At 58.1% G+C, this 11,602-nt stretch carries 11 protein-coding genes; 6 read left to right on the top strand and 5 right to left on the bottom strand.

Annotated features, from left to right (window positions below; all coding sequences use genetic code 11):
* The first annotated feature begins 131 nt into the window (after positions 1-131).
* A complete protein-coding gene (locus tag ACED88_RS09220; RefSeq protein WP_449107029.1) occupies positions 132-1,064 on the top strand; it encodes a serine hydrolase in 933 nt (310 codons plus the stop codon).
* Here the strand turns inward: ACED88_RS09220 and ACED88_RS09215 are convergent.
* Entirely contained in the window at positions 1,024-1,596 is a 573-nt protein-coding gene (locus ACED88_RS09215; RefSeq protein ID WP_449107030.1) for a DNA-3-methyladenine glycosylase I, read from the bottom strand. The two genes, ACED88_RS09220 and ACED88_RS09215, sit on opposite strands and share 41 nt — an antisense overlap.
* Positions 1,597-1,875: 279 nt before the next feature.
* Here ACED88_RS09215 and ACED88_RS09210 point away from each other — a divergent pair, with 279 nt between their 5' ends.
* Positions 1,876-2,445 carry a single-stranded DNA-binding protein gene (locus tag ACED88_RS09210; protein ID WP_449107031.1) on the top strand — a complete coding sequence of 190 codons (570 nt, stop codon included), beginning with the start codon at positions 1,876-1,878 and terminating at the stop codon, positions 2,443-2,445.
* A gap of 93 nt (positions 2,446-2,538) precedes the next feature.
* The gene (ettA, locus tag ACED88_RS09205; RefSeq protein WP_185174575.1) at positions 2,539-4,218 is read left to right on the top strand and encodes an energy-dependent translational throttle protein EttA; all 1,680 of its coding nucleotides are present in this window, start codon (positions 2,539-2,541) and stop codon (positions 4,216-4,218) included.
* A gap of 230 nt (positions 4,219-4,448) precedes the next feature.
* Here ettA and ACED88_RS09200 read toward each other — a convergent pair whose 3' ends face one another.
* On the bottom strand, positions 4,449-5,345 hold the full coding sequence (locus tag ACED88_RS09200) for an acyl-CoA thioesterase (RefSeq protein WP_449109425.1): 897 nt from the start codon (positions 5,343-5,345) through the stop codon (positions 4,449-4,451).
* 114 nt (positions 5,346-5,459) lie between these two features.
* Between ACED88_RS09200 and ACED88_RS09195 the strand changes: the two genes are divergently transcribed.
* Positions 5,460-6,152 carry a transcriptional regulator gene (locus tag ACED88_RS09195; protein ID WP_449109424.1) on the top strand — a complete coding sequence of 231 codons (693 nt, stop codon included), beginning with the start codon at positions 5,460-5,462 and terminating at the stop codon, positions 6,150-6,152.
* A gap of 7 nt (positions 6,153-6,159) precedes the next feature.
* On the opposite strand, the gene ACED88_RS09190 is transcribed toward ACED88_RS09195, so the two are convergent.
* Together ACED88_RS09190 and pepN are read right to left on the bottom strand one after the other, a co-directional pair.
* The gene (locus tag ACED88_RS09190) at positions 6,160-6,621 is read right to left on the bottom strand and encodes a globin (RefSeq protein WP_449109423.1); all 462 of its coding nucleotides are present in this window, start codon (positions 6,619-6,621) and stop codon (positions 6,160-6,162) included.
* A 55-nt stretch (positions 6,622-6,676) separates the two neighbouring features.
* Positions 6,677-9,214 carry an aminopeptidase N gene (gene pepN / locus ACED88_RS09185; protein WP_449109422.1) on the bottom strand — a complete coding sequence of 846 codons (2,538 nt, stop codon included), beginning with the start codon at positions 9,212-9,214 and terminating at the stop codon, positions 6,677-6,679.
* Positions 9,215-9,428: 214 nt separating this feature from the next.
* On the opposite strand from pepN, the gene ACED88_RS09180 reads away from it, so the two are divergent.
* Positions 9,429-9,926, top strand: a complete 498-nt coding sequence (locus ACED88_RS09180; protein WP_449109421.1) for a ribose-5-phosphate isomerase — start codon at positions 9,429-9,431, stop codon at positions 9,924-9,926.
* Entirely contained in the window at positions 9,926-10,804 is an 879-nt protein-coding gene (locus tag ACED88_RS09175; protein WP_449109420.1) for an Fpg/Nei family DNA glycosylase, read from the top strand. The genes ACED88_RS09180 and ACED88_RS09175 overlap by 1 nt, the downstream gene beginning before the upstream one ends.
* Before the next feature lie 79 nt (positions 10,805-10,883).
* Here the strand turns inward: ACED88_RS09175 and ACED88_RS09170 are convergent, their stop codons facing one another.
* Positions 10,884-11,576 (bottom strand): hypothetical protein, encoded by a 693-nt coding sequence (locus ACED88_RS09170; protein WP_449109419.1) that lies wholly within the window; start codon positions 11,574-11,576, stop codon positions 10,884-10,886.
* Positions 11,577-11,602 lie beyond the last annotated feature (26 nt).

Here is an 11,602-nt window from a genome sequence, read left to right as displayed (position 1 = left end):
GCTAGCTTGTGGGGTTGGTTGCCTTGTGTTGATTGGGTTGTGGGGGTGTTGGGGACACACTTTTCTGCCTATAACCCCAAATGTGGCTTTCGCACAGGAAAATCAAATACTTTCGGAATACACTAGAGGGCATGTCTACAGCCAACCTGCCTGAAACGCTCAGCGGCGCACCCGCGTCCGCTCCTGTCCTGCCCCGCCGAACAGTGCTGGCAGGAACCGGGCTTACTCTAGCCCTGAGCACCCTACTCGTTGCTTGCGGCCCCGCTGAAGAACAAATACAGCCCACCGCCACCGGTGATGAGCACACCAACGAGGCCCACGACGTAGACATCAACCAGGCACTCGACCAGCTTGAAGCAGACCACGGAATTACTCTCAGCCTGGCGGTCTATAACCACGCTACCGACAGTCTCTTTTTGCACAAGGGTGACCAGTGGACCTACGAAGCTTCTATCGTCAAAGTCCCTATTTCTCTCACTTTGCTCAGGCTTGCAGCCTTTGAAGAGCGCGAACTAACCGACGATGAAAAAGCCCTCGTTGAAGCGTCTATAACCTACTCCGATAACAACGCAACGATTGAGATTTATCGTAGATTTGGATCTGATGACGGAGAATCCTTGGCTAGTGCTGAATCCCTCAACAAGACCTATGAATTGCTGGGGGTAACGGAGACCCGATCTGCCGGAACCTGGGGCGATAACCAAACCTGGGCCGAGGACCAGGTACGCATCATGCGTGCCATCGTCGATACCGTTGAATGGGTCAACGCTGCCGACGCCCAGTTCCTTCTCGAAAAAATGGTTCCGCTCGACTGGTCACAAACCTGGGGCGTAGGCTCCCAATACGGGCAGACTGTACTGGGAGAACTCGTCACCGACGTATCGGTTAAAAATGGCTGGACCCAGGAAGATACTGGCGAATGGCACATCAACTCTGTTGGTGTTGTCAGAACCGAAAGCTCTACCTACTCCATTGCCCTGTTGAGCAAGGGGTTCGAGGACCAGCTGGTAGGGTACGAGGTAGCTAGCCAGGCAGTGCAAGCCTACTTTGACCACGCCGGCTAAGAGTGTGGGTTTCTAACCTGATATAGCCAGCGGCCTGAGCCACCGCGCATACAACCACCGGCCCTAAGCGTTGAAACCCGAGTGCCCGTAACTCGCGGGCCAGGGTATCGGTTTCAGCGGTGGTGCGGGGGAGCGCTTCGGCACACGGGAACAATAATTCCTCTGGAAATGCCTCAGCAAAGAAATCTGCTAGATTTACCCGGGACTCTTTCAACACTCTCGCATTATTGATGCAGGCCCTGAGTTTAGACTGGTTCCTAATTCCGATATCGCCTTCAAGGTAACCAGCGATATCGTCCTCAGTCATGGCAACTAAACGCTCGGGTTGAAAATCGTGTAAGGCCCGGTTCAATTCCTCCCGTTTTGCTAATACCGTCGACCACCACAGGCCGCTTTGAAACACCAGTAGGCAGATGTGCTCAAACAGGGCCTCGTTTGTACGCGGCACATTCTGCCATTCCTGTTCAAAGTAGGTGCGGGTACGGTCATCTCGCACCCAGGTAGGCTCATCGGGAACAAATGTATCGATCACTGTGCTGTCTCCTTCTCGCTGGTAGCTGCGGACGCCCGCCCCGGTGCCTTAGCGGGGCAGGTGGTATGAGCCTAGAAGGATATGAGCGGCAAACAACAGGGATGTGAACAAAAACCGTCATGAAAGCTCTTGCTCGCGTCACAGCTACACCAATTTTCTAACCTCCACCGTGCAATAGCAGCGCATACGTTATCCACAGCCACCATTTTTCTGGCTCATAAGACTCTGCTGATGTAACCCTTGAGGCACCCGGTTTACCCAACAACTCAAGGAGGAGTCATGACCGACACCGTCACCATCCGAGGCTTTATCGCAACGGCGCCCACCCAAAAGTTCCTACCCAACAGCAATATCCCGGTAACAAATTTCCGTATTGCCTCCACACCCCGCTGGTTCGATGCCACCAGCGGCACCTGGAAAGAAGGCACAACCAACTGGTACACCGTCAACTCCTTTAGAGCCCTGGCGTATAACAGCGCCCGGAGCTTGCAAGTAGGGCACCCGGTGCTGGTTACCGGACGCCTGCGCGTCAAACAGTTTGAACGGGCAGACGGCTCACCCGGCACCAGCATCGAAGTAGACGCCACCAGCATTGGCCACGACCTCAACTACGGTCTTGCAAATTTTGCCCGTGTCACCGATCGGAAACCGGATGTCGATGAGACCGACCGTAAGTTCAACGAACAAGTAGCCGGGGAACAAAAACTCAACCACGGCTATAGCTCTCTATCTGCTGTTGAAGAAGAACCCCAGTACAGCCATTCTTCCGAAAATGGCCATCAAGTTTCTGACCAGGGGCTCACCGATAAGGCAGCAGACGATGAGGCTGTTGAGGCTCTGACCAGCTAGAGGGCGGGGCAGGGCAAACTCACACCAAGATTCTTGGCAGATGCCCTGCCCTAAACCCCCAACAGCTTGACATCAACCGGTAGGCTTAAATGCATGGCAGAATTTATCTACACCATGACCAAAGCCCGCAAAACTGTAGGCGACAAAGTCATCCTTAACGACGTATCCATGTCGTTCTTCCCCGGTGCAAAAATCGGTATGGTCGGCCCCAACGGTGCCGGTAAGTCAACCATTCTGAAAATCATGGCGGGTCTCGATACCCCCTCCAACGGCGAAGCACGACTCTCAGAAGGCTACACCGTGGGCATCCTCATGCAGGAGCCCCCGCTGAACGAAGAAAAAACCGTCCTGGGTAACGTCCAGGAAGGCGTCGGCGAAATCTACGAAAAGATTGTTCGCTACAACGAAATCTCAGAAGAGATGGCCAACCCCGATGCTGACTTCGACGCGCTCATGGAAGAAATGGGCAAGCTGCAGGAAGCTATCGACGCCGCTAACGCTTGGGACATTGACTCCCAGCTGGAACAGGCCATGGACGCCCTGCGCTGCCCTCCCGGCGACTCACCCGTTACCCACCTCTCCGGTGGTGAACGCCGCCGCGTAGCGCTCTGTAAGCTCCTGCTCCAGAAGCCCGACCTGCTTCTGCTGGACGAGCCTACCAACCACCTGGACGCCGAATCCGTCCTCTGGCTGGAACAGCACCTGCAGTCCTACGAAGGCGCAGTGATCGCCATTACCCACGACCGCTACTTCCTCGACCACGTTGCAGAATGGATCGCAGAAGTAGACCGCGGTAACCTCTACCCCTACGAGGGTAACTACTCCACCTACCTGGATAAGAAGCGCGCCCGTCTCGAAGTGCAGGGTAAGAAGGACGCCAAGCTCGCTAAGCGTCTGGAAGAAGAACTCGAGTGGGTTCGCTCCAACACCAAGGGCCGTCAGGCTAAGTCAAAGGCTCGTCTGGCCCGCTACGAAGAGATGGCTGCTGAGGCTGAGAAGACTCGCAAGCTAGACTTCGAAGAAATCCAGATTCCCCCGGGACCCCGCTTGGGTAATGTCGTTATCGAAGCAGAAAACCTGCAGAAGGGCTTCGACGGCCGCTCCCTCATCAACGGCTTGTCCTTCTCCCTGCCTCGTAACGGCATCGTCGGTGTCATCGGCCCCAACGGTGTGGGTAAGTCAACCCTCTTCAAGACCATCGTTGGCCTTGAACCCCTCGACGGCGGCAACCTGAAGATCGGTGAGACCGTCAAAATTTCATACGTTGACCAGAACCGCGCCAACATTGACCCCGAAAAGTCGCTGTGGGAGGTTGTCTCAGACGGTCTGGATTACATCCAGGTAGGCCAGGTAGAAATGCCCTCACGCGCCTACGTCTCAGCCTTCGGCTTCAAGGGCCCCGACCAGCAGAAGAAGGCAGGCGTGCTCTCTGGTGGTGAGCGCAACCGCCTCAACCTGGCCCTGACCCTCAAGCAGGGCGGCAACCTGCTCCTGCTCGACGAACCGACCAACGACCTGGACGTCGAAACCCTTACCTCCCTCGAAAATGCCCTGCTGGAATTCCCCGGCTGTGCCGTCGTGGTTTCCCACGACCGCTGGTTCCTCGACAGAGTAGCCACCCACATCCTGGCATGGGAAGGCACCGACGAACAGCCCGACAACTGGTACTGGTTCGAGGGTAACTTCGAGTCCTACGAGAAGAACAAGATTGAGCGTCTTGGCCCCGAGGCTGCGAAGCCGCACCGCGTCGTTCACCGTAAGCTGACGCGATAAATCGAACTAAGTCAGTTTGAGTACGGTGAACGATTCCGCATGATTTTTGGTTCCTCGCGCGCTCGGAAAATCATGCTCCATCACCGCAAGCTGACGCGATGAGCTAGCCGGGTGCGAGCGCGCGAGCACGCAAGAGGCGAGCGAATGTGAACCTATGAGCGGAGCGAATTCGGTGAGCTAGCTAATAATCCCTCCCACCTTCACCGGCGGGAGGGATTTTCTTTACCTGTTTACTGATTGCGGTACTCGGGCAACCTAATCATGGCTTCTTGGGTTACGGTGGCTACGTGCAGACCGTCGCGGGTGAAGACCTTACCCACAGAGAGGCCGCGGGAGTCCTGGGCGCTGGGAGACTCCTGAACCAGCAGCAACCACTCATCGGCACGAGCGGGGCGGTGGAACCACATCGCGTGGTCAAGTGAGGCTACCTTCATACCGGGTTCAAGCCAGGTTTTACCGTGCTGCCGTAGTACCGGCTCAAGCTGGGTGTAGTCGGAGGCATAGGCTAGCGCTGCCTGGTGCAGCACAGGGTCATCGGGCAGGGCTTCAAAGGTTTTGAACCAGACCATATTGGTCGGCTGCTTCTCTTCGCCGGGAGTCACATAGAGTGGAGCGGTAACGTGTCGAACATCGAAGGGGCGGGAGTAGGCGACCTTCTGCGCGATGGGTACCTGTAGGTGGCCCAGGAGGTCAGCAGCTGTGGGAAGGCTCTCCGGATCAGGAATATTCTCCGGCATGGCAGAACTATGGTCGGGGCCCTGGGCAGGTACCTGAAACGAGGTGATACACGAAAAGATAGGTTGCCCACCCTGGTAGGCCTGCACCCTGCGCGTCGAAAACGATCTAGCATCGTTGAGCGCTTCTGCCCCGTAGGAAAGATCGCCTTCTACATCGCCGGGCCTCAGGAAGTAGCCGTGCAGGGAATGTAGGGTTTTGCCCTCTACTGTGTGGGCAGCTGCCATGATCGCCTGGGCAAGTACTTGACCGCCGAAGATACGCGGGGATTCTTTGGTGAGGGTCAGGGCACTAAAGACATGCTCGTGGGCGGACGCGCCACCTGGGGCTAGGTTGAGCATGGCCAGTAATTTTTGGGTGGGGGAGAGGCTTTCTAGGGTTTCGTGACTCATAGTTCCACTCTCTCACAGGTAGCCCCTTTTTCTCATCTCAGGGAATGCAGCTCATCATCTGCGATAGGGTGGTATGAGAATAGACCGTCCCTTTGATTTCCGGAAGCCTGTGAGATGACCGAGCCCAAGCTCTCTGACTACACCGATTATATTTACCTACCCGATGCAAGGACCGCCCGTGATGTGGCGACCTATCTGACTCGGGCCCGTTCAGTGGATCCGCAGGCTGCCGTTCGTTTGCAGGCTAACGGCGATGTGTTGGGGATTTCGGTGTGCGTGCTTGCGCCTGAGACCTTACTTGATTCAACCCCAACTATCATCGGTCTGCGCGCTATCAAGCTGGCCCAGCCTGCCGAGGTTGATCTTACGGTTGAGGCGGCAGCTCTTCTCGACCGGCTAGCCCGTATCGAAGAGGCAGGGCTTGCCCTGGCCCTGCCTCCGGTGACTGTCACTGCTCCTTGGGTTGGGCGAACCGTTCCGCGTAGTGGTTGGGAGAAGAAAGGGTTTTACCTCTCCGATCATGCCCGGGCTGCGGCCCAGGAGGGAATATCCGCTGTAGACGGGGCGCTTCCCGCTAACCCGGGGCATGCGGTGGTGGCGACCGTCCGCTCCCGTATCTGGTCATCCCCGCTGGCAACCCCAGACACTACCGCTGACCTGCCCACCGGGGCTGCCTTCGCCCTGGAGGTTCTGGGATTCTTGCCTCCGCGAGCTACCGAACCCATGCCGGTTTTCACCAGCGGACGCTGGGCCCGTATCTCGGCCCGGGCAGGGCATGTACTGGTTTACTCGGCTGCCTCAGTCTAAAACTTAGCTACTGGGCCCGGTTCTGCATGGCGTGGGCTGCACGGTCAAAGTAGGCCCACATTTCGGCGTCGTGCAGGGGAGCTAGCTCTAGGGTGTCCATGGCCTCCCGCATGTACTTCAGCCAGGTATCGCGTTCTTTGGGGCCGATATAGAAGGGGGTGTGGCGCATGCGCAGACGCGGGTGGCCGCGCTCTGCCTGGTAGGTCTTGGGCCCGCCCCAGTACTGCTCCAAGAACATAAAGAGCCGACGCTCTGCCGGCCCCAGGTCTTCCTCGGGGTACATGGCACGAAATTCTGGGTCAGCTGCTACACGGGAGTAGAACTCGCGGCAGAGCTTCTCAAAAACCGGTCGCCCGCCTACCTGGTAGTAGAAAGAACGCTCATCGACCGCTTCGGTCGCGGGTGAGGTCTGGACGCTGGCCTCGCCGGGCGCAGATAAGGGGCGGAAGGCTGGGTTGGGTAAGTTCATACCCACCAGTCTACTCCCGCCCCTTATCGTCTGCAGTTACCTCATGGCCTAGAACCTAGCGGTCTGCGGCCTGAACCTTCAGCGCGCGAGCCAGGGAGTCGCGTCCTTCTGCTACCTGACGCTTGAGAGCCGCGGCATCCTCGGGCAGGCCAGCCAGGTAGGCCTCGGCCTTGTCCAGGACCTCCTGGGTGTAGAAGCGGGGGAAGAGCCCACCGATAATCTGGCTTGAAATCTCGTGGGAGCGCTCGCGCCAGACCCCCTCAATAGCCTCGAAATAGCGGTCGATATAGGGCTCTGAGAACTCGGGGGCACCGCGGTAGAAGCCGAGAATAGCAGAGCGCTGCACGATGTTAGAGAGCTCGCCGGTCTCCACCACAGCCCGCCAGGTCTCTGCCTTGGCCTCAGCGGTGGGGATAGCAGCCTTAGCGGTGGCAGCAGCCTGCTGGCCGTTGGAGGTGTTGTCCTCAGCCAGGGCTGCATCGATCTCAGCTGCGGTGACGCGTCCGCCCGCAGCCAGAGATCCCAGCAGGTTCCAGCGCAGGTCGGTATCAATCTCCAGACCTTCTAGAACGGTAGCACCATCGAGCAGGGCAGCTACAGCATCGAGCTGGTCTGAGGTGTGGGCCAGGCGGGCGAAGGTGCCTACAAGCTGGAACTGGTTATCAGAACCGGCTTCAGCTGCCTGAGCCAGCTGCCAGATACGGTCAGCGGCCTCAGCACGAACAGCCTCAGCGTGGGCGGGGTTCAGGTAGGCTCGTAGGGTGTTCTCAAGGTTGAGAAGCTGGGTGCGGACGGCGGTGGAGTTAGTCTCTGCCCCGATATTACCCAGAACCAGTTCAACAAACTGGCGGGCGGGCATTTCGGCATCACGCACGGTATCCCAGAGCGAACCCCAGACCACGCCACGGGCAACAGATGAGTCAATGGCACCCAGGTGGGCAACGGCGGTAGCACGAGACCGCTCATCCAGGCGAATCTTGGCGTAGGCCAAATCTTCGTCGTTCACCAGAATCAAATCGGGGCGCTTGGCGCCAACGGCCAGGGGAACCTCGGTAACCTCGCCATCCACATCGATTTCTAGGCGGTCGGTGCGGGTGAGCACCTCACCGTCGAGATTGTAGAAACCAATGACCAGACGGTGGGGGCGCAGGGTCTCAAAGCCCTCAGCGTAGGTCTGGCGCAGGGCCAGGCGGGTAATGGTGCCGTCCTCTGCCTCTTCGACCTCGGTGGTCAGGGTGTTGACCCCGGCGGTCTCCAGCCAGAGCTTAGACCAGGCGCGCACGTCGCGTCCGCTCGTCGCCTCTAGCTCATCGAGCAGGTCATCGAGCACGGTGTTGCCGTAGGCATGCTTCTCGAAGTAGACCTTGAGGGCGGCCATAAAGTTATCCTGCCCTACCCATGCCACCAGCTGACGCAGTACAGAGGCGCCCTTAGCGTAGGTGATGCCGTCGAAGTTGACCTGAACATCCTGTAGGTCACGGATCGGGGCAACAATGGGGTGGGTAGATGAGAGCTGATCCTGGTTGTAGGCCCAGGTCTTCTCTGAAGCTGCGAAGGTAGCCCAAGCTTCCGGTGCAAAGCGGGTGTTCTCAGCAGCTGCCAGAGTCGACATGAACTCAGCGAAAGACTCGTTGAGCCACAGGTCGTTCCACCACTTCATTGTCACCAGGTCGCCGAACCACATGTGAGCCAACTCGTGCAAAATGGTGATAGCTCGGCGCTCAATCATCGCCTCGGTCACCTTAGAACGGAAGATGTAGTTCTCCAAGAAGGTCACAGCACCGGCATTCTCCATAGCACCGGCGTTAAACTCGGGCACAAAGAGCTGGTCGTACTTCTCAAAGGGATAGGGGGTTGAGAACTGCTCTTCAAAGAACTCAAAACCCTGGCGGGTGATGTGGAAGACCTCATCGGCATCCAGGTACTCCATCAGGGACTGACGGGCGTAGCAGCCCAGCTTCACCTCACGACCCTCACTGTTGGTGAGTGAGGAATGCACGCTAGCGTAGGGGCCGGCAATAATCGCGGTGATGTAGGACGAGATACGCGGGGTAGGCGCAAAAGCCCACTTCTTGCCGTCCGCCACTTCTTCAACAGACGTCTCAGGCTGATTAGACACCACGACCCAGTGGGCAGGGGCAGTCACAATAAACTCAAACTCAGCCTTCAAATCAGGCTGCTCAAAAACCGGGTAAACACGGCGGGAATCAGGAACCTCAAACTGCGAATAGAGGTAAACCTCGCCGTCCACCGGGTCCACAAAGCGGTGCAAACCCTCGCCAGTATTGGTGTAGAGCATATCGGCATCAATCACCAGATCATTGCTCTCAGCCAACGCCGGCAGGGCAATACGCACACCGTCAGCAGCGGTCACCGGCACCGACTCACCATTGAGCTCAATACTGTGCACCGTATCGGTAATAGCGTCGATAAAGGTTTCACTCCCGGCAACCGCATCAAAGCGCACCACGGTACGAGAACCAAAGACCCGCTCACCGCGCGTTAGATCAAGCTCAACCGTGTACGAATGTACACGCTGAATAACTGACGCTCTCTTCTCAGCTTCGGCACGGGTCAAATTCATTCCAGGCATGAGGAATCCTTGTCAATCAAATCTAAAGTTAGAGGCCTGCCCATCTGTAAACCACAGAAAACAAACCACAGGGGAGCTGCACGTGACCTACAATCGTATATAGGGCAATACACAGCACATACCTTCCCAATTCTATGTGCTTGCCAGTGATTCACATAACTAAATTTCAGTGCGGTCAACCGGCCCCCCACCCACCACGACCAAAGGAGACACCGTGCGTGTACACATCGCAACCGACCACGCAGGCCTAGAACTTAGCCACTACCTCATCGAAGCACTCACCGAGGCCGGCTACGAGATGGTCGACCACGGCCCCGCTGAATACGACGCCCTCGACGACTACCCCAGCTTCTGCATCAACGCTGCGCTCGCTGTCCGCACAGACCGCGCAGCGGGACTTGACTCCCTGGGCATTGTGCTGGGTGGCTCCGGCAACGGTGAGCAGATGGCCGCTAACAAGGTTGAAGGCATCCGCGCTGCTCTAGCCTGGAACCACGACACCGCAGCCCTGGCCCGCGAACACAACAACGCCCAGGTCGTTGCAGTGGGTGGGCGCCAGCACACCAAGGAAGAAGCCCTCGAGATCATCAAGGTCTTCCTCACCACCGAATGGACCAACGAAGAGCGCCACGCCCGCCGTATCGGTCAGATGGCCGAATATGAGCAGACCGGCGCTATCGCTGGCAAACAGATCGACAGCTACGAGAACTAATGCCAGAAGGGCACTCAATCCACCGCCTGGCCCGCCAGCTCACCGACGTATTTGCCGGTGCCCAGCTGGCGGTCACCAGCCCCCAGGGAAGATTTGCGGACGGCGCAGCCCTGCTTGACGGTCATACCTTCGACTCGGCTTTCGCCCACGGTAAGCACCTCTTCGCCCGTTTCTCCAACGATCTCTACCTCAACGTCCACCTGGGAATCTACGGTGCCTTCACCTTCGGCGGAGACGAGCACTTTACAGGGGCCTCCTCGATTGGTGCTCCCCGTAAAATTGGTGAGCAAGAGGACCACCGTACCGAACTCTCAGCTGAACCTCCTGCACCCCGGCCAACCACCCGCGTCCGCCTGGTTTCAGAGCACGGCTGGGCAGACCTGGTGGGCCCCACCATCTGCCGAACCCTCACCTCCAAGGAAGTGGGGGAAGTGCGCGCAAAACTGGGCCCCGACCCCCTGAACCAGGACGCCGACCCGGCCGCCTTCTACGCTGCGGCAGCCAAGACCAGTCGGCCTATCGGTGTGGTTCTTATGGACCAGAAGGCTATCTCGGGGGTAGGAAATATCTTCCGCGCAGAATCCCTCTACCGCACCGGTATCGACCCCTTTACTCCGGCTAAAGAATGCAGCCGACAGCAGCTTGAAGCCCTCTGGAACGATAACAAGCACCTACTGGAAATCGGCGTGCGCGTAGGTCGCATCATCACCACTGAGCCCGCCGACAGGTCCGGCATCCCGGAAACCGAGGCCTGGCCGGATTACGCTAACTACGTGTACCACCGCCAGGGCCAGGCATGCCCCCGCTGCGGGGCAACTATTGCGATGGAAGAAGTTGCCGGTCGTAAGCTCTACTGGTGCCCGGGCTGCCAGCACTAGGTAACCAGCCTAGCCGTAGGCTCAGACGAGAAAAGTAGGGCCCCGGTTGTATCACCGGGGCCCTACTTGTTTCTATGTTTTAGCGGTCTGTCAGGTCAGAGAGGTTAAAACCGGTGGTACCGTCGGTGCACTGTACGCTCACCGGGCCTGTGGTTGTGCAGGTCATGCCCATCCAGCTGATGGACTGCCCCTCGGGCAGTACCGTGTTGGTCTTGAACCAGTCGTGTGTGGCAGCCCGCCCGCGGGCCTGCACCGTGCGGGGCTGGGTATCACCGGGCCCCATTGATACCGATTGCAAGACCCAGTTCTTTGAGTCATCTGTCATGCAAAATACACCGTAGGTCTGCATCAGGCAGGCTATCTGGGGGTCCGGGGTCTGGAAGACAACAGAGGGCTGGTCGGCAGCTGCAAAACTATAAGCTGCAACGTCAGCCACCGGGGTTCCCGTGACAAGATCGGTGGTCACCAGAGAAACTGGGTCGATGGTAAAGCCGTCGTTGACCGGGGGAGTCAGGGCCGTGGCGCTAGGGGACTGCGCAGCGGTCTCAACCGCAGAAGGTTCTGCGCTGGGAGTTTCTGTTGTTGGCTCAGCGGTGGGGCTGGGGGTGCTACTTTCGGACGGGGCAGTGGTCGCACTGCTTGCGGCGCTAACGTCAGTTTCAGCGGGGGCAGCGGTGGTCTGGCTACTCCCGCAGCCTACAAGTGCTAGGACGCCGGTAGCGAGCAGGGCGCTCACCGGAATGAATCGAGCAGATAGGGGTGCTAAAGCCATGAAGAAATCAACCTTGTGGTCAAAAA

The sequence above is a fragment of the Rothia sp. 11273D007AR genome, from assembly GCF_053547255.1.
The sequence above is the reverse complement of the archived record's forward strand: the minus strand, read 5'-3'. Positions and strand labels throughout refer to the sequence as shown.